The organism is Streptomyces sp. NPDC002602 (genome assembly GCF_042889445.1).
Lineage (GTDB): Bacteria > Actinomycetota > Actinomycetes > Streptomycetales > Streptomycetaceae > Streptomyces.
In genome coordinates, this window is record NZ_JBIAQX010000004.1 from 526,635 (window position 1) to 547,085 (window position 20,451).

Annotated in this window: 20 protein-coding genes; 11 read left to right on the top strand and 9 right to left on the bottom strand. The window is 72.0% G+C overall.

Features of this window, described 5'->3' with window-relative positions; translation table 11 throughout:
* Positions 1–68: 68 nt before the first annotated feature.
* The 3 genes from ACFYW3_RS15455 to ACFYW3_RS15465 all read right to left on the bottom strand — a co-directional run bounded on the left by ACFYW3_RS15455 (position 69) and on the right by ACFYW3_RS15465 (position 3,715).
* A complete protein-coding gene (locus ACFYW3_RS15455; protein WP_351754410.1) occupies positions 69–935 on the bottom strand; it encodes an ABC transporter permease in 867 nt (288 codons plus the stop codon).
* Positions 928–1,884: an ABC transporter permease gene (locus ACFYW3_RS15460; RefSeq protein ID WP_389386598.1), complete on the bottom strand. Its 957-nt coding sequence runs from the start codon at positions 1,882–1,884 to the stop codon at positions 928–930. The genes ACFYW3_RS15455 and ACFYW3_RS15460 overlap by 8 nt, the downstream gene beginning before the upstream one ends.
* A 217-nt stretch (positions 1,885–2,101) precedes the next feature.
* Positions 2,102–3,715 carry an ABC transporter substrate-binding protein gene (locus tag ACFYW3_RS15465; protein WP_389386522.1) on the bottom strand — a complete coding sequence of 538 codons (1,614 nt, stop codon included), beginning with the start codon at positions 3,713–3,715 and terminating at the stop codon, positions 2,102–2,104.
* A gap of 226 nt (positions 3,716–3,941) precedes the next feature.
* Here ACFYW3_RS15465 and ACFYW3_RS15470 point away from each other — a divergent pair, with 226 nt between their 5' ends.
* Complete coding sequence (locus ACFYW3_RS15470; protein ID WP_389386523.1) at positions 3,942–4,907, top strand: fibronectin type III domain-containing protein; 966 nt, start codon at positions 3,942–3,944, stop codon at positions 4,905–4,907.
* A 166-nt stretch (positions 4,908–5,073) separates the two neighbouring features.
* Entirely contained in the window at positions 5,074–7,098 is a 2,025-nt protein-coding gene (locus ACFYW3_RS15475; protein ID WP_351754417.1) for an NB-ARC domain-containing protein, read from the top strand.
* Positions 7,099–7,239: 141 nt separating this feature from the next.
* Here the strand turns inward: ACFYW3_RS15475 and ACFYW3_RS15480 are convergent, their stop codons facing one another.
* The gene (locus ACFYW3_RS15480; protein ID WP_053683322.1) at positions 7,240–7,425 is read right to left on the bottom strand and encodes a DUF5999 family protein; all 186 of its coding nucleotides are present in this window, start codon (positions 7,423–7,425) and stop codon (positions 7,240–7,242) included.
* A 156-nt stretch (positions 7,426–7,581) separates the two neighbouring features.
* Here ACFYW3_RS15480 and ACFYW3_RS15485 point away from each other — a divergent pair, with 156 nt between their 5' ends.
* The gene (locus ACFYW3_RS15485) at positions 7,582–8,019 is read left to right on the top strand and encodes an SRPBCC family protein (protein WP_351754420.1); all 438 of its coding nucleotides are present in this window, start codon (positions 7,582–7,584) and stop codon (positions 8,017–8,019) included.
* 67 nt (positions 8,020–8,086) lie between these two features.
* Complete coding sequence (locus ACFYW3_RS15490) at positions 8,087–8,785, top strand: hypothetical protein (protein WP_389386524.1); 699 nt, start codon at positions 8,087–8,089, stop codon at positions 8,783–8,785.
* Between the two features lie 92 nt (positions 8,786–8,877).
* On the opposite strand, the gene ACFYW3_RS15495 is transcribed toward ACFYW3_RS15490, so the two are convergent.
* Positions 8,878–10,107, bottom strand: a complete 1,230-nt coding sequence (locus ACFYW3_RS15495) for an acyl-CoA dehydrogenase family protein (RefSeq protein ID WP_351754426.1) — start codon at positions 10,105–10,107, stop codon at positions 8,878–8,880.
* Between the two features lie 217 nt (positions 10,108–10,324).
* Between ACFYW3_RS15495 and ACFYW3_RS15500 the strand changes: the two genes are divergently transcribed.
* Positions 10,325–10,969 (top strand): TetR family transcriptional regulator, encoded by a 645-nt coding sequence (locus ACFYW3_RS15500; RefSeq protein ID WP_351754428.1) that lies wholly within the window; start codon positions 10,325–10,327, stop codon positions 10,967–10,969.
* A 35-nt stretch (positions 10,970–11,004) separates the two neighbouring features.
* On the opposite strand, the gene def is transcribed toward ACFYW3_RS15500, so the two are convergent.
* Positions 11,005–11,604, bottom strand: a complete 600-nt coding sequence (gene def / locus ACFYW3_RS15505; RefSeq protein ID WP_351754430.1) for a peptide deformylase — start codon at positions 11,602–11,604, stop codon at positions 11,005–11,007.
* 123 nt (positions 11,605–11,727) lie between these two features.
* Between def and ACFYW3_RS15510 the strand changes: the two genes are divergently transcribed.
* The 6 genes from ACFYW3_RS15510 to ACFYW3_RS15535 all read left to right on the top strand — a co-directional run bounded on the left by ACFYW3_RS15510 (position 11,728) and on the right by ACFYW3_RS15535 (position 17,061).
* Positions 11,728–12,966, top strand: a complete 1,239-nt coding sequence (locus ACFYW3_RS15510) for a MurT ligase domain-containing protein (protein ID WP_053683314.1) — start codon at positions 11,728–11,730, stop codon at positions 12,964–12,966.
* A 20-nt stretch (positions 12,967–12,986) separates the two neighbouring features.
* The gene (locus ACFYW3_RS15515; RefSeq protein WP_053683312.1) at positions 12,987–13,715 is read left to right on the top strand and encodes a type 1 glutamine amidotransferase; all 729 of its coding nucleotides are present in this window, start codon (positions 12,987–12,989) and stop codon (positions 13,713–13,715) included.
* Positions 13,716–13,906: 191 nt separating this feature from the next.
* Positions 13,907–14,935, top strand: coding sequence for a 6-phosphofructokinase (locus tag ACFYW3_RS15520; RefSeq protein ID WP_351754434.1), 1,029 nt, complete (start codon positions 13,907–13,909; stop codon positions 14,933–14,935).
* Positions 14,936–15,032: 97 nt separating this feature from the next.
* A complete protein-coding gene (locus ACFYW3_RS15525) occupies positions 15,033–15,989 on the top strand; it encodes a cytochrome c oxidase assembly protein (protein WP_053683308.1) in 957 nt (318 codons plus the stop codon).
* A gap of 32 nt (positions 15,990–16,021) precedes the next feature.
* Complete coding sequence (locus ACFYW3_RS15530; RefSeq protein ID WP_351754436.1) at positions 16,022–16,180, top strand: hypothetical protein; 159 nt, start codon at positions 16,022–16,024, stop codon at positions 16,178–16,180.
* A gap of 155 nt (positions 16,181–16,335) precedes the next feature.
* Entirely contained in the window at positions 16,336–17,061 is a 726-nt protein-coding gene (locus ACFYW3_RS15535) for a lysophospholipid acyltransferase family protein (RefSeq protein ID WP_351754439.1), read from the top strand.
* Positions 17,062–17,088: 27 nt separating this feature from the next.
* On the opposite strand, the gene ACFYW3_RS15540 is transcribed toward ACFYW3_RS15535, so the two are convergent.
* The 3 genes from ACFYW3_RS15540 to ureG all read right to left on the bottom strand — a co-directional run bounded on the left by ACFYW3_RS15540 (position 17,089) and on the right by ureG (position 20,422).
* A complete protein-coding gene (locus ACFYW3_RS15540; RefSeq protein ID WP_351754441.1) occupies positions 17,089–18,762 on the bottom strand; it encodes an alpha/beta hydrolase in 1,674 nt (557 codons plus the stop codon).
* Positions 18,763–18,956: 194 nt separating this feature from the next.
* A complete protein-coding gene (locus tag ACFYW3_RS15545; protein WP_351754444.1) occupies positions 18,957–19,736 on the bottom strand; it encodes an urease accessory protein UreD in 780 nt (259 codons plus the stop codon).
* Positions 19,733–20,422 (bottom strand): urease accessory protein UreG, encoded by a 690-nt coding sequence (ureG, locus tag ACFYW3_RS15550; protein WP_389386525.1) that lies wholly within the window; start codon positions 20,420–20,422, stop codon positions 19,733–19,735. The genes ACFYW3_RS15545 and ureG overlap by 4 nt, the downstream gene beginning before the upstream one ends.
* Positions 20,423–20,451 lie beyond the last annotated feature (29 nt).

Here is a 20,451-nt window from a genome sequence, read left to right on the forward strand (position 1 = left end):
GGGTTCGCCCCGTCGCCCCGTCGCGGGGCTTTCGGAGCGGCCCGGGGAGGCCGGGGACGGTTGCACGGTCACAGGGTCAGCTCCGAGCGGCGGCGGGGGTTGAGGCGGTCGCGCCAGGCGGCCGCGAGGCCGGCGATGGCCAGGGTCGGGATGATCAGCAACAGGCCGGGGAAGAGGGTGGGCCACCAGTCCCCCACGAGGAGCGAGCCCCGTGCGGTCTGTACGAGGGTGCCCAGGCTGGCCTGGTGGGAAGGGAGTCCGAGGCCGAGGAAGGACAGCGCCGACTCGTGCCACATCGCGTGCGGGATCATCAGCACGGCGGCGAGCCCCGCCTGGGGCAGGACTCCCGGAACCAGGTGGCGGGTCGCGACCCGCCACCGTGAGGCGCCGCCCGAGACGGCGGCGTCCACGAAGGGCCGGGACCGCAGGGACAGGACCTCGGCCCGGACGATCCGGGCGGTGGACAGCCAGTGGGTCAGGGCCACCGAGACGACCACCGGCCACACCCCGGGACGGAACATCGCCACGATGAAGATGCCGAGCAGCAGGTGCGGGATCGAGGACAGGGTGTCCACGACCCGCATCACGAGCCGGTCGGTCCAGCCTCCCCACGCGCCGGCCGCCGCGCCGACGGCGGTGCCGATCACCGTGGCGACGAGCGCGGCGACCAGGCCGACCAGCAGGGACACCCGCAGTCCGTAGACGCAGCGCAGCAGCAGGTCGCGGCCGACGTCGTCGGTTCCGAAGGGGTGTTCCCAGGAGGGTGGCAGGAGCTTCGCCGACAGGTCCACGGCCTGTTGGTCGAGCTGTGCCAGCGGTGGGACGACCAGGACCGCCAGGGCGATCACGGCCACGGTCAGGGCGCAGACGCGCACGCGCGTTCGGCGCGCGGATCGGTCGGCGCGGCCGGAAGCGCGCCATGTGGTGTCAGCCATCGAAGCCCACCCTGGGGTCGGCGAGTCCGTACAGCAGGTCGGACAGCAGGTTCCCGGCGAGCACGGCCGCGGTGGCCGACACCGTGAGGGCCGCGAGCAGTGGGAAGTCCACCGAGGTGGCCGCCTGTACGGTGGCCGCCGCGATGCCGGGCCAGCTGAACACGGTCTCCACCAGCAGCGCCCCGGTGATCAGTTCGGGTACCCGTGACCCGATCAGGGTCAGCATGGGGAGCATCCCGGAACGCAGTGCGTGCCCGAGCAGGATCCGCCGCTCGGCCACGCCCCGGGCCCGGGCCCCGCGCACGGGGTCCTCGTCCAGGGCGTCGGCCACGCCCTGGCGTACGTACAGGAAGAACCAGGGCAGTTGGGAGATTGCCAGCACGAGTGCCGGCAGCACCAGGTGGGAGGCGACCTGGCCGGGGGTGACCGCGTCGTCGGAGGCGTCCGTGAGGCCGCCGGAGGGCAGGACGCCGAGCCGTACGGAGAAGAACCAGATGGCCAGCAGGCCCAGCCAGAAGGCCGGGGCCGCTTCCAGGGTGTAGGCGAGCGCGGAGACGGCCCGGTCGAGCGGGCCGCCCTGTCGTCGGGCGGCGAGGACCCCGAGGGCCGTGCCGGCGAGCACGGCCAGTGCGAAGGCGCAGAGGGCGAGCAGTGCCGACCAGCCGACCCGTTCGGCGATGACGTCGGCGACCGGTTGGCGCATGACGGAGGAGGTTCCGAGGTCTCCGGTGAGGGCGGAGGTGAGCCACTCCCACCAGCGTGCGACCAGCGGCTGGTCGACGCCGAGGTTGGCGCGCAGTTGGTCGAGTTCGGCCTGCGAGGCGGTGAGGCCGGCCGTGCCGGCGTACGCCTTGACGGGGTCGAAGGGGGACGTCGCGGCGACGGCGAACACCCCGAAGGTGACGGTGAGCAGGACGGGAACGGCGAACAGGGTGCGTCGGCCGGCCATGCGCGCCATCGGCCCCCAGGGGACGCGTGACGAGCGGGAGGTCACCACGTCGAGTTCACGGCGGGAGGTCACGTCCTCGAGTTCACTGCGGGAAGCCACGTCGTCGGGTTCACGGCGGCAGGCCACGTCGTGGAGTTCACTGCGGGAGGTCACGTCCTCGGGTTCACGGCGGCAGGCCACGCCGTCGGGTTCACTGCGGGAGATCACGTGGTGCGCTTCACTTCCGCTTCGGCTTCCAGCTCTCGACGTTCCACCAGGGGCCGGAGCCGAGGCCGTGGTCGTGCGGCTCGACCTGCGTGGTGAGCCCGTCCCACTTGTCGTCGACCACGTACAGGTGGTCGATGTGGGTGAGGAAGACGTAGCCCGGGTTCGCGAGCAGTTCCCGCTGCACGGTGTCGTACGCGGCCTTGCGCGCGACCGGGTCGCCGCTCTCGCGGCCGTCGAGGAGTGCCCGGTCGACGGTCTTGTTGTCGTACCGGGCCATGTTGTTGAAGCCGTCGCCGGCCAGTGCGGAGTTCAGCAGCAGGTACTGGTCGAAGTCGGGGTCGGCCGGGGAGCCGCCGCCGGCGAGGACCGCGTCGGTCTTCATCCGGGGTTCGATGACCTCCCAGGTGCCGGCCTCGGTCTTGACCTGGATGCCGGCCTTCTTGGCGTCGGAGGCGAAGGCGAGCGCGTGGTCCTGGCGGATCTTGTCGCCGGAGGTGTACCAGAGCGGGAAGGAGGCGCGGATGCCGTCCTTGACGCGGATGCCGTCGTCTCCGGTCTTCCAACCGGCCTCGTCGAGGATCTTCTTCGCCTGGTCGAGGTCGTACGCCCGCCGCGTGCCGGCCGTGAACCAGGGGCTGTCGGTGGGGACCGGCCCGTAGGCGGGCTTGCCCGCGCCCTCCAGGAGCTTGTCGACCATGGTCGTGCGGTCGACGGCGAGGTCCAGCGCCCGGCGGACGGCCGTGTCACCGGTGACGGCGTGGGCGGTGGGGAGGGTGACGTTGCGGTAGTCGAAGGTCTTGGCGGTGTGGAGGGTGCGCCCCGTGCCCTTGGACCCGGTCTTCCCGCCGAGGGCCTTGGCCAGGGCCGGCGGGAGGATCGCGCCGTCGAGTTCGCCGGAGCGCAGCCGGGTGGCGCGCACGTCGTCGTCCTTGATGACAACCATGGTGAACTTCTTCACGGCGGGCTCGCCGCCCCAGTAGGTCGGGTTGGCCTTGAAGCCGATCTTCTCGCCCTTGGACCAGCCGGTGAGGACGTAGGGGCCGGTGCCTACGGGTCGGGTGGTGAAGTCGCCGCTGTTGACGTCCTGGCGGCCCGCGATGTGCTTGGGCGCGATCGGCAGCACGGTCCGCTCGGCGAACGGCGCGTAGGGGTACTTCAGGGTGAAGACGACGGTGTCGTCGCCCCGCGCCTCGACGCCTTCGATCGCGTCGAGTTCGGTCTTGGAGGCGTTGTTGGTCTTCGCGTCCAGGATCGTCCGGTAGGTGAAGACGACGTCCTTGGCGCCGAAGGGCTGCCCGTCGCTGAACTTCACGCCTTGGCGGAGCCGGTAGGTGTAGGTGCGTCCGTCGGCGGAGACCTCCGGCAGGGCCTCGGCCAGGGCGGGCCGCAGCTTCATGTTCGCGTCGTGGGTCAGCAGCCCGTCGAAGATCTTGGAGTTGCCGTCCTTGCCGTATCCGAGGAGCGGGCTGAGGCTCTCCGGTTCGGTCGCGATGCCGACGACGGCGGTGTCGGCCGAGCGGCCCGAGTCGCCTCCCGACGAGGGGGCCGAGCAGGCTGCCGTGCCCGTGATGAGCGTGGCGGCGAGCGTCGTGGCGGCCACCGCTCGTACTGTCCGGGCCGTCATGCGATCCACATCCCCGTATACCTGCTTTTCATACTGTTTAAGATCATCTCTTATTGCAAAGAGATCGCAATAATGCCAGATGGGGTGGGGAGAGGCGAAACCGGCCGCGCGGCCCGCTTCCGGCGCACGCCGAACCCCCGGCGGTCCCGCCGGGGTCTTGCCCGCCCACCGTCAGGCGTGCCATATATGTCTAGACCTTTACGAGGAAGCGGCGGAAGGCATCTCCTTGCGACACCCCGCGCGAAGCGCCGTCCCCGCGCTCTGCCTCTGCCTGGCGCTCGCCACGGCGTGCGCCCCGGACGGCGACACCGACCCCCCGCACGCCCCGGTGGGGATCACCGCACAGGCCGGCAGCGCCACCTCGGTGCACGTCATGTGGCGAGCCGCCCCGGACAGCGAGGGGGTGACCGGCTATCAGGTCTTCCAGGGCGACCACCTGGTCCGCGAACTCCCGTCCGACAAAACGATGGTGGACGTCACGGACCTCGCTCCGGTGACCGCCTACACCTTCACGGTCCGGGCCCGGGACGCCGCCGGCAACCGCTCCCCGCTCAGCGAGCCCGCCCGGGCGACCACACCGGCGGCCAAGGCCGAGGACCACCGGGCCCCCTCGGCGCCGCCCACCACCACGGGCCGCGCCGAAGGCCCCCGAGCGGCCCGGCTGACCTGGACGGCGGCGACGGACGACACGGGCGTCACCGCGTACGACGTCCACCAGGGCGGCGTACGCGTCCACACGGCCGGCGCGGGAGAGAGCGCCACCACCCTGACCGGACTCCAGCCGGGCACCCGCTACACCTTCACGGTCCGCGCCCGGGACGGCGCCGACAACACCTCCCCCGACGGCCCGACGGTGGAGCTGACCACGCCGCCCGACCCCGGGCAGGGCCCGGACACCGCGCCGGGCGGGCTCACGGCGACCGCCTCCCCCGGGCTGGTCGATCTGTCCTGGACTCCCCCGGCCACGGGTCGACGCACCGACGAGTACCAGCTCTACGTCAACGATCGGCCCGTCACCGTCATCCAGTTCGGGGCCGGCGCGGCGATCCCGTCCGGCACCGGAAGGGTGGAACACCGGATCACGGTGACCGAGCCGGCCGGCACCGTGTGGGCCGTGAAACTGCGCGCGCGACTGCCCGACGGCAACTGGGGGGCCTTCACCGCCGAGACCCGTGTCGTCCTGGCCCGATGAGGATCCGCACTCCTGCGCCCCGCACGGCGGAACATGCGGCGATCCGACCCGAACGTCCCTGCCACCACACGGGATCACGCACAATACATCCGTGTTCGGTGAGTACTCGTTCAACAACAGTCAGCCAGTTTCCGCAGGCGGCCGCCCCGGGCCGGACTCTGGCCCCGTGTCGGGAAACCTGCCGCCGCAGTCGCCGGGCTTCGTCGGACGGGAGCGTGAACTCGCCCATCTGGAGCACCTGTTGCCGGGAAGACGGCTGATCACGCTGACCGGGGTGGGCGGGGTCGGCAAGACCCGGCTCGCCCTGCGGGCGGCCGCCGCGTCCGGGCCCGAACGGCCCGACGGGGTCTGGTGGGTCGAGCTCTCGCCGTTGCGCGACCCCGACCTGCTCAGCGCGACGGTGGCCCACACCGTGGGCCTCGCGGACCACTCCGCCCGGTCGCTGGACGAGGAACTGTGCGCCTGGATGGCGGACAGGAAGCTCCTCCTGGTCCTCGACACCTGTGAGCACCTGATCGCGGCCTGCCGGCACCTGGTGGGGGAACTCCTGCAGTCCGCACCGGACCTGACGGTGTTGACCACCTCGCGCGAACCGCTCGGCAGCCCCGGGGAACAGCTCGTCGAGGTGCGCCCACTGCCCTTCGACGGACCGGACAGCGACGCCCTCGCCCTCTTCCGCCGGCGGGCCGTCGCCGCGTCCCCGCCGGCCGCCGCCGCCTTCGAGGACCCCGGGCGGGCGGCGATCGCCGCCGAGGTGTGCCGCCGGCTCGACGGGATCCCGCTCGCACTCGAACTGGCGGGTGCGCGGCTGCGGTCGTGGACCCTCGAACAGATGGCGCAGCGACTGGGCGCGCGGTTCGACGTGCTGACCGACTCCGACGACGCCCTGCTCCCCCGGCACCGGACGATGCGGACCACGATCGGCTGGAGCCACGAGCTGTGCGAGCCGGTGGAACGACTCCTGTGGGCCCGCCTGTCGGTGTTCACCGGGGACTTCGACGTGGCCGCCGCCCGGGCGGTGTGCGCGGGCGGCCCGCTGCCCGCCTCCCGGGTCGAGCGGGTCCTGGCGGGCCTCGTGGCCAAGTCCGTGGTCCGGCGCACCGAGGAACGCGGGGCGGGCACCCGCTACCGGATGCTGGACACGATCCGCGAGTACGGACACGACTGGCTGAAGGAGCTGGGCGAGGTGCGCACGGTCGCCGACCGGCACGCCCACTGGTACCTCGCGCTCGCCCAGGCCGCCGACCGGGGGTGGATGGGGCCGGGCCAGGTGGACTGGTACCGCAGGATGACCGCCGAGCACCCGCAACTGCGCACGGCCCTGGAACAGTTGCTGGGGTCCGAGCCGGCGGCCGCCCAGGAGATGGCCGGGGCGCTCTGGTTCTTCTGGTTCGCGTGCGGGCACGTCCACGAGGGTCGCGCCTTCCTGGAACGGTCCCTTCGAGCGGGGCCGCGCACGGGCGCCGGGTACACGCAGGCGCTGTGGGCGCTCGGGCTGACGGTGCTGCTCCAGGGCGACATGGACGCGGCTCGCGGGCTCGGCGAGGAGTGCACCCGCTCGGCGGACCGACTGGCCGACCCGGAGCGCGAGTTGCGGGCCGCCTACCTGCACGCCGTGTCGGTGATGATGCCCGGCGACTCGGTACGGGCCCTCACGCTGGCCGGCCCCCGGGCGCGGGCGGGACACGGCGGGCGCTCCAGCGGCCCGGGCTGGCTGCTGTGCCGGCTGGCCACCGGCTTCGCGCTGTGCGACCTGGAGCGCTTCGAGGAGGCCGCCGAGGAGGCGCGGGGCCTGCGCGAGGCGTGCGCGGAACTGGGAGAACGCTGGTTGCGGGCCTACGCGGACTACATCCTGGCCATGTCGGCGCTGGGTCTCGGGCACCACGGGGAGGCGGCCCGGCACGTCAGGGCCATGCTGTCGGGCAAACGGCTGCTGGGCGACCGGTTCGGCATCGCGCTCGGCCTGGACCTGCTCGCGGCGGCGGTGGCGGGCCTCGGCGACGGGGAGCTGGCGGCGCGGCTGCTGGGCACCGGCCACGCCTGGTGGCGCACGGTGGGGCGGCCTCAGATGGGTGGCTCTCCCGCGCTGACGGCCCTGCGGGACGAGGGCGAGCGGCGGGCCCGCGCGGCGATCGGGGACGCGGCGTACGAGACGGCGTTCCTGGGCGGCGCGGCGGCGGCCACCGGCTGACCCTCAGCCGGTGGCGCGTGACTCCGGGGCTCCCGTCAGTACGGGAGGGGTCTGCCCGACGGTGTACGGAGGTCCAGGTCTCGGGGTGCGGGCTTGGGGACGGGCTTGCGGATCAGCTGCTGGCGCATGCTGCCTCCTCGCTCAGACAAGGGCCGGTCGGCGGGGTTCCACCGTGCGGCCGTCGGGGAGCAGTTCACCTGTGTCGTCGAAGACCACGGCACCGTTGCAGAGCAGGCTCCAGCCCTGTTCGGGGTGGAAGGCCACGGTGTGGGCGGCGTCGTGATCGGCGCTGTCGGCGGTCGGGCAGGGGGGCTGGTGAGAGCACATCGGCGCACCTCCTCGCAGAGTGGGGCGGGAGGGCCGGTGGTCACCCGGTCGAATCCGCGATCCACGGTGGCGGTGAGTATTGCTGATCGCCGCCCCCGGACGGAACCCATATCGGGGGTCCAGTTCAGGGTGTGTATGCCCGATTACGATGCGCTCATGCCCGCTATCCGGCTCGTTCGCACGACGACCCTCCCGCCCGCCGAGGCCTGGCTCCGGCTGACGGACTGGGAGCGCCACGGCGCACAGGTCCCCTTCACCCGGACGACCGTCGAGACGGCGCCGCCGACGCGTGTCGGAACGCTGTTCACGGCGCGGACGGGCGTGGGAAGGCTCACATTCGACGACCCCATGGAAGTCACCCTCTGGACGCCTCCGGCGGGGGCGGCCGCGGGGTTGGTGCGCCTCGTGAAACACGGTCGGGTGGTCCGGGGCTGGGCGGAGATCGAGGTTCGGCCCCACTTCCCCTCCGGAGCGCAGGTCCACTGGCGCGAGGAACTGAGCCTGCGCGGGCTGGGCCGCCCCTTCGACCCGCTCGTCGCGGCGGCCGGCCGCTTCCTCTTCGGCCGGGCCCTCGACCGGTTGTTGGGGACATGATGAGTCCCGCTAGGGTGCCTTGATCACCGCGCCCGGTGATCGAACCGACTCCTTCAAGGGGACCAACGTGGCCACTCCACCACCGCAGCAGGGCTCGGTCCCGCAGCACCAGCACAACCCGTACGCGCAGCAGCCGGGCCACGGGAACCCGTACGCCCAGCCGCAGCAGCAGCCGGCGGGCCACGGCAACCCCTACGCCCAGCCGCAGCCCGGCGCCGGCGCGCCGCAGCCGGCGGGGCACGGCAACCCGTACGCCCAGCCGCAGCCCGGCGCGCCGCAGCCGGCGGGCCACGGGAACCCGTTCGCCGCGGGCGTGCCCGGACAGGGCGCCCCCTCCCCCTACCCGGGCCACCAGGCACCGCAGCAGGGCGGCCACGGCTGCCGGCTGTGCGGGGCCCAGCCGGCGGCGCAGGCGACCGTCCGGGGCCACCAGGGCATGGTCCTGATGATGCGCTCGCTGAGCGTGCAGGGGCCCTTCTGCCGTAACTGCGGGACCGCGACCGTCCGGGACATGTCCGCGAAGACGCTCTGGCAGGGCTGGTGGGGGCCGATGTCCCTGCTCCTCACCCCGATCACGGTGCTGCGCAACCTGGGCCCGAGGTCGACGTTCGCCAAGCTCGCGGCCCCGCAGGGCGGCTTCCGCCCCGCGCTGGACCCGGGCAGGCAACTGCGTCGGCGTCCGCAGGCGCTGGTCGTCTCGGTGCCCATGGCCCTGATCCTGCTCTCCTACGCGGCGCTCATCGTCATCGCCGTGGCCAGGGGCTGACCGGCGTCCGATCGACATGACCGTGCCCCCGCGGGCCATGGACCCGCGGGGGCACGGACGTTCCCGGTGACGCGCGGCACCCGGTCACCGCACTAGCGGATCGGCATCCCCGAGATCGTGCGGGCGATCACCAGGCGCTGGATCTCGCTCGTGCCCTCGAAGATCGTGTAGATCGCGCTGTCGCGGTGCATGCGCTCCACCGGGTACTCGCGGGTGAACCCGTTGCCGCCGAGGATCTGGACCGCCTGGGCGGTGACCTTCTTGGCGACCTCGCTCGCGAACAGCTTCGACATGGACCCCTCCGCGGCGGTGAAGGGCTTGCCCGCGATCGCCATCCAGGAGGCCCGCCACACCATCAGCCGGGCCGCGTCGATCTGCGTGCGCATGTCGGCGAGTTGGAAGGCCACGCCCTGGTTGTCGATGATCGGCCGACCGAACTGGGTCCGGGTCTTGGCGTAGTCCAGGGCCACTTCGTAGGCCGCGCGGGCCGTGCCCACGGCCATCGCGCCCACCGCCGGGCGGGAGGCCTCGAAGGTGGCCATGGCGGCGTTCTTCACGCGCTCGCCGCCGCCGGCCCTGGCCCGCTCGCGGGCACGGGCGAGCCGCTCGTCGAGCTTCTCCTTGCCGCCGAGGAGGCAGGATCCGGGGACGCGGCAGTCCTCCAACACCACCTCGGCGGTGTGCGAGGCGCGGATGCCGTGCTTCTTGAACTTCTGGCCCTGCGACAGGCCGGGGGTGTTCGGAGGCACGATGAAGGAGGCGTGCCCCTTGGTGCCGAGTTCGGGGTCGACCACGGCGACGACGATGTGGACGTTGGCGATGCCGCCGTTGGTCGCCCAGGTCTTGGTGCCGTTGAGCACCCACTCGTCCTTGGCCTCGTCGTAGACGGCGCGGGTGCGCATCGCCCCCACGTCCGATCCCGCGTCCGGTTCGGAGGAGCAGAAGGCGGCGACCTTCACGTCGTTCTGGTCGCCGTACATCTGCGGGATCCAGGTGCCGATCTGCTCCTCGGTGCCGTTGGCGACGACCCCGATGGCGGCGAGGCCGGTGCCGACGATGGACAGGGCGATGCCCGCGTCGCCCCAGAAGAGCTCCTCCATCGCCATGGGGATGCCGAGACCGGTGGGGTCGAAGAACTGCTGCGCGTAGAAGTCGACGGAGTAGATGCCGAGCTTGGCGGCCTCCTGGATGACGGGCCACGGAGTCTCTTCGCGCTCGTCCCATTCCGCGGCGGCGGGCCGGATCACGTCGGCGGCGAAGCCGTGGATCCAGTCCCGGACCTGCTTCTGGTCGTCGTTGAGCTCCATGGTGAACTCCGCCATGTCCCCTCCAGCTGTCTCATGCACGTACGGTTGCCCACCCCGGGTGGTTACCAGCGGTAACCACATCGAGGGCCACAGTCTGTTACCGACGGGTAAGCAGTGTCAAGCGGGGCCCGTTCGGCCCGGAGGGCGGCCGTCGAGTCGATCGACGGGGCCTGCGGAGTGTTACGTTGCGTGGGCGTCACGCACATCGCAAGGGCGGGGAGAGAAACACGTCATGGAGACCACTCAGCAGGCCGGCGAACCGGGAGCGGCCGAACGCCGGCGCCGGGAGTTGCTCGAAGCCGCCGACCGGGTCGTGCTCAGGGACGGCCCCAAGGCCTCCATGAACGCCATCGCGGCCGAGGCGGGCATCACCAAGCCCATCCTCTACCGGCACTTCGGCGACAAGGCGGGGCTCTACCAGGCCCTCGCCGTGCGGCACACCGACGCGCTGCTCGACTCGCTGCGGGCCGCGCTCGACGCCCCGGCCGAGCGCCGCCGCCGGGTGGAGGCCACCCTGGACACCTACCTCGTCGCGATCGAGGCCCGCCCGCAGGTGTACCGCTTCCTGATGCATCCCGCCGAGGACTCGCACGCCGCCGAGCGCGGCTTCGACGTCGGGCTCCACTCGGCCCCCCTGCTGCGCCGCCTGGGCGAGGAACTGGCCCAGGTCATCGGCGAACGCGTCGACCTTGGCCCCGGCGGCGAGCGCCTCGCCCGGGTCTGGGGCCACGGCATCGTGGGCATGATGCACGCCGCCGGGGACTGGTGGCTCGGCGAACGCCCCTGCGAGCGGGCGGAGTTGGTCACGGCCCTCACCGACCTGTTGTGGGGCCGGCTGGCGACCGCCGGCAACCGGGCGGACGGTCCCGGCTTCTGACCGGCCGGGCGGGCGCCGACCGGACCGATCCGGGCCTATCCCCGGCCCTGGTCCGCGTCCGCAGGCCGCCCCCGCTCGTCCAGCCGGGCGATTCCCCGCGCACCCCACGGCGTGCGGCGGATCGCCCGCAGCAGCCTGCGTCGCCGCCACCCGGTGACCCGGGCCGCGTAGACCGTGCCTTCGAGGTGATCGCACTCGTGCTGGAGGCAGCGCGCGAAGAACCCGGTCCCCTCGATCCGCACGGGCGCCCCGTCGGAGGTGAACCCCTCGACGACCGCGCGGTCGAAGCGGACCGTGCCGGCCTCCAGGCCGGGCAGCGAGAGGCAGCCCTCGGGGCCGCGGAACCCGTCCCCGTCGGCCGTGACCAGCCGCGGGTTGACGATGTGCCCGACGTGACGGACGTCCTCGTCGTCGGGGCAGTCGTACACGAACACCCGCCGGCCCACGCCGATCTGGTTGGCAGCCAGGCCGACGCCCTCCGCGGCGTACATCGTCGCGAACATGTCCTCGATCAGCCGGTGGAGCGGCGGCCCGAATTCGGTGACCTCCGCGCAGGCCGAGTGGAGCACCGGATCGCCCAGCAGGCTCATGGTGCGGACGAGTCCGGTGGTGCCGGGAATGGGGCGCTGTCGCATGGCGGTAAGAGTACGACGGGCGAATATATGAGGAGATCCGCGACGTCCCGGGGGCGCCGCGGTCAAGGCTCCGGCAGGTACTGGATAGGCTGGGGCCGACCGACGCAAGGAGGACAAGGGACGATGGCAGGCAACACGGAGCCGCTTTCGCCGCGGGCCAAGCTGGCCGTGACGGCGGGCAAGGCCGCGGCGGCGGTGTCGCGGGCCGCGGGACGCGGAAGCGGATCGGTGATCGGTGGCAAGGTCGCACTCAGGCTCGACCCCGATCTCCTCGGCGCGCTGGCGCAGCATCTCGATGTCGTCCTCGTCTCCGCGACGAACGGCAAGACCACGACGACCCGACTGATCGCGGAGGCCCTGCGGGCCAGCGGTCCGGTCGTCTCGAACGCGCTCGGCGCGAACATGCCGGCCGGCATCACCTCGGCGCTCGCCGGCGGCTCGGACGCCAAGTACGGCGTCATCGAGGTGGACGAGAAGTACCTGGCCGGGGTGGCCCGGGACGTCACGCCCAAGGTGATCGCCCTGCTGAACCTCTCCCGCGACCAGCTGGACCGCGCCGCGGAGACCCGCATGCTCGCGGAGAAGTGGCGCGAGGGGCTCTCGGGCTCCAAGGCCGTCATCGTGGCGAACTGCGACGACCCGCTGATCGTGTGGTCGGCCTCGTCCTCGCAGAACGTGGTGTGGGTGGCCGCCGGCCAGGAGTGGAAGGACGACGCCTGGTCGTGCCCCTCCTGCGGCGGCGTCATGCAGCGCCCGGGCGACGACTGGTTCTGCGGCGAGTGCGGTTTCCGGCGTCCCACCCCGAGCTGGGTGCTCTCCGGCGACCACGTGCTCGACCCGCACGGGAGCGCCTGGCCGATCCACCTCCAGCTGCCCGGCCGCGCCAACAAGGCGAACGCCGCCACCTCGGCCGCCGTGGCCGCCGTGTTCGGCGTCCCGCCGCAGGTCGCGCTGGAGCGGATGTACCAGGTGCAGGCCGTGGCCGGCCGCTACGACGTGGTCAACTTCATGGGCCGCGAGCTGCGGCTGCTGCTCGCCAAGAACCCGGCGGGCTGGCTGGAGACGTTCTCGCTGATCGACCCGCCGCCCACCCCGGTGATCCTGTCGGTGAACGCGCGCGGCGCCGACGGCACCGACACCTCCTGGCTGTGGGACGTCGACTATCCGCGGCTGGCCGGTCACCCGATCTTCGTGATCGGCGACCGCAAGCTGGACCTCGCGGTCCGCCTGGAGGTCGCGGGCCTGGACTTCCGTGTCTGCGAGACCCTCGACGAGGCCGTCCAGTTGGCTCCGCCCGGACAGATCGAGCTGATCGCCAACTACACCGCCTTCCAGGACGTGCGCCGCCGCGTCGGCAACTAGTACCCACAGAGGACAAGAGCATGAGCGACAACAGCCTGCGTCTGGTCTGGGTCTACCCCGACCTGCTCAGCACGTACGGAGACCAGGGCAACGCCCTCGTGGTGGAGCGCCGGGCGCGCCAGCGCGGCCTGGACGTGCAGCGCGTGGACGTGCGCAGCGACCAGCCCATCCCCACCTCGGGCGACATCTACCTGATCGGCGGCGGTGAGGACCGCCCGCAGCGACTGGCCGCGGAGCGCCTGGTGCGCGACGGCGGTCTGGAGCGCGCCGTCTCGAACGGGGCGATCGTCTTCTCGGTCTGCGCCGGGTACCAGATCCTCGGCACCGAGTTCGTCAACGACATGGGCGAGCGCCAGCAGGGCCTCGGCCTGCTGGACGTGGTCACCGTGCGCGGCGAGGGCGAGCGGTGCGTCGGCGACGTCCTCGCGGACATCGACCCGCGGCTGGGCCTGCCCCCGCTGACGGGCTTCGAGAACCACCAGGGCGTCACCCACCTCGGGCCGTCCGCCAAGCCCTTCGCCCGCACCCGGCTGGGTCGCGGCAACGGCAGCGGCGACGGCACGGAGGGCGCGTACAACGACACCGTGTTCGGCACGTACATGCACGGCCCGGTGATGGCCCGCAACCCGCTGATCGCGGACCTGCTGCTGAAGCTGGCCCTCGACGTGAACGCGCTGCCGGCCATAGACGACCGCTGGTACGAGGCACTGCGCAACGAGCGCATCGCGGCGGCCACGCAGCCCGCGTAACCCGCGCGCCACGTGCCGTACGGCCCGGATTCCCCAGGGGGTGTCCGGGCCGACGTGCGTTCGCACCGCGGATCCGCCCAGCATGTGGAGGATGGTTCAGTCCATCGGGGATCCGCTTGTAGGGTGACAGGTAGTTCCAACCGGACGACGTGGTCCGGTCGTCGGCCCACGTTGCAAAGGTTCCTCCTGCCATGCGCATTGGTGTGCTCACTTCCGGAGGCGACTGCCCCGGCCTCAATGCCGTCATCCGCTCCGTCGTGCACCGCGCCGTCGTCGACCACGGCGATGAGGTGATCGGCTTCCACGACGGCTGGCGCGGCCTCCTGGAGTGCGACTACCGCAAGCTCGACCTCGACGACGTGAGCGGCATCCTGGCGCGCGGCGGCACGATCCTCGGTTCTTCCCGGGTCCAGCCCGCGCACCTGCGCGACGGCGTGGAGCGGGCCCGCGGTCACCTCGCGGACCTCGGCCTGGACGCCGTCATCCCGATCGGCGGCGAGGGCACCCTGAAGGCCGCGAACCTGCTGTCGCAGGGCGGCCTGCCGATCGTCGGCGTCCCGAAGACCATCGACAACGACATCGCGTCGACCGACGTCACCTTCGGTTTCGACACCGCCGTCGGCGTGGCCACCGAGGCCCTGGACCGGCTGAAGACCACCGCCGAGTCCCACCAGCGCGTGATGGTCGTCGAGGTCATGGGCCGGCACACCGGATGGATCGCCCTGCACTCGGGCATGGCGGCCGGCGCGCACGCGATCGTCGTCCCGGAGCGCCCCTTCGACATCGACGAGCTGACCGCGATCGTCGGCGAGCGGTTCTCCGCCGGCAAGCGGTTCGCGATCGTCGTGGTCGCCGAGGGCGCGAAGCCCGTCGAGGGCGGCTCGATGGCCGTCGAGGCCGGCGGCACCGACATCTACGGCCACGAGCGGTTCGCCGGGATCGGCAACCGGCTGGCCGTGGAGTTGGAGGAGCGCCTCGGCAAGGAGGCCCGACCGGTGATCCTGGGCCACGTCCAGCGCGGCGGCACGCCCACCGCGTACGACCGGGTCCTCGCCACCCGCTTCGGCTGGCACGCGGTGGAGGCCGCGCACCGGGGCGAGTTCGGCATGCTGACCGCGCTGCGCGGCACCGACATCGTGATGGTGCCGCTCGCGGACGCCGTGCAGACCCTCAAGACGGTGCCGGCCGAGCGCTATGAAGAGGCGGAGACCGTTCTGTGATGTTTCCCCCCTTCTGACACGACACCGCCCCCGGACGCTTCCGCGTTCGGGGGCGGCACTACTGTGGTGGGGCATCACGGGTCGAGGGAGTGAACAGATGGATCACAGCGGGCACGGCATGGACATGAACATGGACCTGCCGCCCTTCACTCTCGGACGGGGTCTGGAGTTCTCCTTCGACGCCTTCTTCCTGTTCGGCTCGCTGTTGGGTCTCGCCCTGTACGGGTGGGGGGTGCTGCGGCTGCGGCGGCGCGGGGACGACTGGCCTCTGGGCCGCACGATCGCCTTCACCGTCGGCGTGCTGACCGTGATCCTGGTGATGTGCACCAAGCTCAACGACTACGGCATGGTCATGTTCAGCGTGCACATGGTCCAGCACATGGTGATCAGCATGATCACCCCGATCCTGCTGCTGCTGGGCGCCCCGATGACGCTGGCGCTGCGCGCGCTGCCGCCGGCCCCGCGCGGTACCAAGGGTCCGCGCGAGTTGCTGCTGATGCTCCTGCACAGCCGCTACATGAAGGTGATCACGCACCCCGCCTTCACCATCCCGATGTTCATCGCCAGCCTCTACGGGCTGTACTTCACTCCGCTCTTCGACTTCCTGATGGAGTCCAGGACCGGGCACATCGCGATGATGGTGCACTTCCTCGCCGTCGGCGTGATCTTCTTCTGGCCGATCATGGGCGTGGACCCGGGCCCGCACCGCCCCGGCTACGTGATGCGCATGTTGGAGCTCTTCTCCGGCATGCCCTTCCACGCCTTCTTCGGCATCGCCCTGATGATGGCGAGCGAGCCGATGATCAAGACGTACGCGGACCCGCCCGCCTCCCTCGGCATCGACGCGCTGCTCGACCAGCAGTGGGGCGGCGGCATCGCCTGGGCCTTCAGCGAGATCCCGTCCGTGCTCGTGCTGATCGCACTGGTCTATCAGTGGTACCACTCCGAGCAGCGGGCCGCGAAGCGGTCCGACCGGGCGGAGGACCGCAACGGTGACCAGGAGCTGGAGGCGTACAACTCGTATCTCGCCTCGCTCCAAGCGCGTGGCCGGTAGCGCGATCACGACTTCTGGCGCCACCATGGGGCATGACCGGATCCGTGAAGACGATGGCCGTCATGACCTTCGCCGCCCTGGTGGCGATCGGCGCCTATTCCGCCACCATCGGCAGCAACGGCTGGCTGTGGTTCGCCTGGGTGGTGCTGGGGCTGCTGACCATCGCCATGGCCGCCTCCCGCAGCGCCTGAGCCCCGCAGCGCACCTCCCGCGGCCTGCCCGTCCGGCGCCGCGCCGGTGCGTTTCCCGACGTCCCCGTCGAAGCTCCGCCCTCCCGCCCCCTCTGCCTCAGGGCTGACTGTCCGTACCATGGCGGTGACAACGGGGCATCGACGGGAGCGGCCTGGTGTTCTACCACTTGCTCAAGCACGTGTTCCTCGGTCCGCTGCTGCGGCTGCTGTTCAGACCGCGGATCGAGGGGCTGGAGAACATCCCCGAGGAGGGCGCCGCGATCATCGCGGGCAACCACCTGTCCTTCTCGGACCACTTCCTGATGCCCGCGATCCTCAGGCGGCGCATCACCTTCCTCGCCAAGGCCGAGTACTTCACGGGCCCCGGGGTCAAGGGCCGGCTGACCGCCGCCTTCTTCCGCAGCGCCGGACAGATCCCGGTGGACCGCTCCGGGAAGGACGCCGGACAGGCGGCCCTGCGCGAGGGCCTCGGGGTGCTGGCCAAGGGCGAGCTGCTCGGCATCTACCCGGAGGGCACCCGCTCGCACGACGGACGGCTGTACAAGGGCAAGGTCGGGGTGGCCGCGATGGCACTGGGTGCCGGGGTGCCGGTGGTGCCCTGCGCGATGGTCGGCACCTTCGAGATCCAGCCGCCCGGGCAGCGGATCCCGAAGATCCGGCGTGTCACGATCCGCTTCGGCGAGCCGATGGAGTTCTCGCGGTACGCCGGATTGGAGTCCGAGCGGGCCGTGCTGCGGGCCGTCACCGACGAGATCATGTACGCGGTGCTGGGCCTCTCCGGCCAGGAGTACGTCGACCGGTACGCCGGCGAGGTGAAGGCCGAGGAGGAGGAAGCACGGAAGAAGGCCCGGCGCGCGGGACGCGCCAGGCCTTCTCCGTGATCGTGGGACCGCCGTCACCGGCCGCGACTAGCGGACGGCGGGCAGCTCCTCGCGCGCCGGGAAGTCCGCACCCGGGGTCTTGGCGAGGGACTTCGCGGCGGCCGGGGCCGGGGCGACGGGCGTGGCGTGCGGTCCGCACTTCACGTCCTTGGCGTCGACCTTGCCGGTGAGCAGGTAGGTGTCCACGCGGGTGTTGATGCACGGGTTCACCAGGCTGGTGACACCGTGCGAGCCCGCGTTCTGCTCGGTGATCAGACGCGAGCCGCCGAGCTTGCGGTGCAGGGAGACCGCGCCCTCGTACGGGGTGGCCGCGTCACGCTCGGACTGGACGATCAGGACCGGCGGCAGACCGAGCCTGGCGCTCGCGCCGACCTCGATCGGGTTGCTCTGCTTGGACTTCCAGGTCGCGCAGGGGAGGTTCATCCACGCGTTGGACCAGGTCAGGAACGGGTACTTCTGGTGGAGCTTGGTGTTGTCCCGGTCCCACTTGGCCCAGCTGGTCGGCCACTTGGCGTCGGCGCACTCGACCGCGGTGTAGACGGCGTTGCTGTTCTCGGAGGCCGCGTTGCCGGCGAGGTCGGACATGTCCGGGGCGATGGCGTCGACCAGTGCCTGGGTGTCACCGGCGATGTACTTGCTCCAGGTCTGGGCGACGGGCACCCAGGAGGAGTCGTAGTACGGGGCGCCCTGGAAGAAGCCGATGAGCTCGGCCGGGCCGACGACCCCGCCGATCGGGTTCGCCTTGGCGGCGGCGCGCAGCTCCTGGTACTTCGCCTCAACCTTGGCCCGGGTGTTGCCGATGTGGAAGACGGAGTCGTTCTTGGCGACCCAGTCCTGCCAGTCGTTCCACCGCATCTGGAAAGCCACGTCCTGGCCGAGGTTGGCCTCGTACCAGATGTTGTCGACGGCCGGGTCGACCACGCTGTCGACGATCATGCGGCGCACGTGGTGCGGGAACAGGGTCGCGTAGACCCCGCCGAGGTAGGTGCCGTAGGAGACGCCGAGGTAGTTCAGCTTCTTCTCGCCGAGGGCGGCCCGGATGACGTCCAGGTCGCGCGCGGTGTTCGGCGTGGTCATGTGCGGCAGCATCTCGCCGCTGCGCTCCTTGCAGCCGTCCGCGTACTCGGCGGCGAGCTTGCGCTGGGCGCGCTTGTCGGCCTCGTTGGAGGGGACCGGGTCGGCCTTGGGGGCCTTGACGAACTCCTGCGGGTCGATGCAGGAGATCGGCGCGGAGTGGCCGACGCCGCGGGGGTCGAAGCCCACGAAGTCGTACGCCTTGGAGGTGTTGACCCACAGCGGGCTCTTGGTGGTGACCCGGCGCGGGAAGCGCATGCCGGAACCGCCGGGACCGCCGGGGTTGTAGACGAGGGCGCCCTGGCGCTCCTGCTTGGTGCCGGTGCTGCCGATCCGGTCGACCGCGAGCTCGATGGTCTTGCCGAACGGCTTGGTGTAGTCGAGCGGGACCTTGACCCAGCCGCACTGGATCGGCTTCTCGAAGCCCCAGTCGGCGGGACAGTCCTTCCACTCGATCCCCGTGCGGGCGGCGCGGGCGGCGGCGATCTGGACGCCGATCGCCTCGGCGGCCCCGCCGCCGTCGCGGGCGGCGGTGGCCGCGGTCGCGGACGGGGCCAGCAGCAGGCTCGCCGCCAGCGTTCCGGTGATCAGTGTGGCGGCGCTGCCCAGCGCCGCGGTGCGTATCACGTGGTTGTTCCCCCTGCGTCATGTGCCGCCGTGGGCGGCCGGATTCGGTCTGATGCGGTCGTCGGCGTGCAGGGGGATCCTTTCGCCTGACCAGCACCGGGGAACAGAGCGCGGGTCGGTTCTTTGCCAACCCGATAACCGGAAAGGCGTGTACCGCTGAGCGGTGTCCGGTTCGCCCCGGCTCCGCCCTCCCGTCACCAGCCGTACGTCACGCGGGCCGCGTCGAGAAGTTCCCGCAGCCGGAGCGCGTCCGGGGCGAGGGCCGTCACCAACACGGCCGGCCCCGGCAACGGAGTCACCACCGCGAACTCGCCGAGCACGGCGGCGGCGGGCGGCGCCTGCTCGAACCCCGGATCCACGACCAGCAGTTGACCCAGTGCCCGATGGCCGGCGAGTCCGGCCGGACCGTCCCAGCCGCCGGGTGCTCCCGGGCCGCAGGCCACCTCCTGATCCAGCAGCGGCCGGCCGGCCCGGTCCACGGTCAGCCGACCGCGCAGCAGACCCGGGACCTCCCCGCTGCGGCCGAGCACCTGCTCCTCGCGCAGCAGCAGCCGTGCGGTGGCGGCCAGTTCGACGCGAGTGGTGACCCGCAGGTCGCTGCCGCGCACGGACACGAGCGGCTCGGGCAGCCACCGTACCCGCGCCTCTTCGGCGAGGGTCAGCCGTACGTCGTACCGTGCGGGTTCCCCGCCCCGGCCGGGCAGCGCCAGGGTGGCCGCCGCCGAGCGGAGGCCGAGCCGGGCGCCCGGCCCGACGCTCGCCTCGACGGTGAGGTGGTCCCCGCCGAGCGGGGCGCTCATGGCGCCGACCAGCATCACCTCGGCCTCGGCGGTCCCGCCCCGGACGCGGCGCAGCGCGAGCGGTCCCTCCCCGGCCAGCAGGGGCAGCGCGGTGCCGCCGCGCCCGTCGGCGACGGCGCCGATCCGGGCGGTGGCGCGCAGCCCGAGGGCGGGTACCGCCGGGGCACCGGTCACCGTACGGCCGTCCAGGCCGCGATCCGCTCGCGCACCCAGTCGGCCACCGGGGCCACTCCCTCGGGTCCGCGCAGGGACTGGAAGGCGACGGGGAGTTCACCCCGTTGTTCGGCGGCGTCCCGGGCCATCCGCTCCAGGTCGGAGCCGACGTGGGGGGCGAGGTCGGTCTTGTTGACGATGAGCAGGTCGGCGGTGGTGACTCCGGGGCCGCCCTTGCGCGGGATGTCGTCACCCCCGGCCACGTCGATGACGAAGATCTGGGCGTCGACCAGGCCTCGGGAGAAGGTGGCGGTGAGGTTGTCGCCCCCGGACTCGACGAGGATCAGATCGAGCGGGCCGACGGACTCCTCCAGTTCCTCCACGGCTTCCAGGTTGGCGGAGATGTCGTCGCGGATGGCGGTGTGCGGGCAGGCGCCCGTCTCGACGGCGGCGATCCGCTCGGGCGGCAGGACGGCCTCGCGGAGCAGGAACTCGGCGTCCTCGCGGGTGTAGATGTCGTTGGTGACGACGGCCATGGACAGCTCCGCGCGCAGCGCCCGGCACAGCGCGGCGACGGTGGCGGTCTTGCCGGAGCCGACGGGCCCGCCGAGGCCGAGGCGCAGGGCGCGGCGGGTGCCGTCCCCGCGGACGGGGTCGGCGCCGTGGGTGTGGCGGTGGGGGTAGGTCACGGCGTGGTCGAGGTGCACGGGTTCTCCTGGGGGTGTGGGGAGGCTGG

What these genes read in the sequence shown, in the direction of transcription:
- ACFYW3_RS15455 (WP_351754410.1), bottom strand. Translation starts at nt 935, where the DNA reads ATGGCTGACACCACATGGCGCGCTTCCGGCCGCGCCGACCGATCCGCG.
- ACFYW3_RS15460 (WP_389386598.1), bottom strand. Translation starts at nt 1,884, where the DNA reads ATGGCCGGCCGACGCACCCTGTTCGCCGTTCCCGTCCTGCTCACCGTC.
- ACFYW3_RS15465 (WP_389386522.1), bottom strand. Translation starts at nt 3,715, where the DNA reads ATGACGGCCCGGACAGTACGAGCGGTGGCCGCCACGACGCTCGCCGCC.
- ACFYW3_RS15480 (WP_053683322.1), bottom strand. Translation starts at nt 7,425, where the DNA reads ATGTGCTCTCACCAGCCCCCCTGCCCGACCGCCGACAGCGCCGATCAC.
- ACFYW3_RS15485 (WP_351754420.1), top strand. Translation starts at nt 7,582, where the DNA reads ATGCCCGCTATCCGGCTCGTTCGCACGACGACCCTCCCGCCCGCCGAG.
- ACFYW3_RS15495 (WP_351754426.1), bottom strand. Translation starts at nt 10,107, where the DNA reads ATGGCGGAGTTCACCATGGAGCTCAACGACGACCAGAAGCAGGTCCGG.
- ACFYW3_RS15500 (WP_351754428.1), top strand. Translation starts at nt 10,325, where the DNA reads ATGGAGACCACTCAGCAGGCCGGCGAACCGGGAGCGGCCGAACGCCGG.
- def (WP_351754430.1), bottom strand. Translation starts at nt 11,604, where the DNA reads ATGCGACAGCGCCCCATTCCCGGCACCACCGGACTCGTCCGCACCATG.
- ACFYW3_RS15510 (WP_053683314.1), top strand. Translation starts at nt 11,728, where the DNA reads ATGGCAGGCAACACGGAGCCGCTTTCGCCGCGGGCCAAGCTGGCCGTG.
- ACFYW3_RS15515 (WP_053683312.1), top strand. Translation starts at nt 12,987, where the DNA reads ATGAGCGACAACAGCCTGCGTCTGGTCTGGGTCTACCCCGACCTGCTC.
- ACFYW3_RS15520 (WP_351754434.1), top strand. Translation starts at nt 13,907, where the DNA reads ATGCGCATTGGTGTGCTCACTTCCGGAGGCGACTGCCCCGGCCTCAAT.
- ACFYW3_RS15525 (WP_053683308.1), top strand. Translation starts at nt 15,033, where the DNA reads ATGGATCACAGCGGGCACGGCATGGACATGAACATGGACCTGCCGCCC.
- ACFYW3_RS15530 (WP_351754436.1), top strand. Translation starts at nt 16,022, where the DNA reads ATGACCGGATCCGTGAAGACGATGGCCGTCATGACCTTCGCCGCCCTG.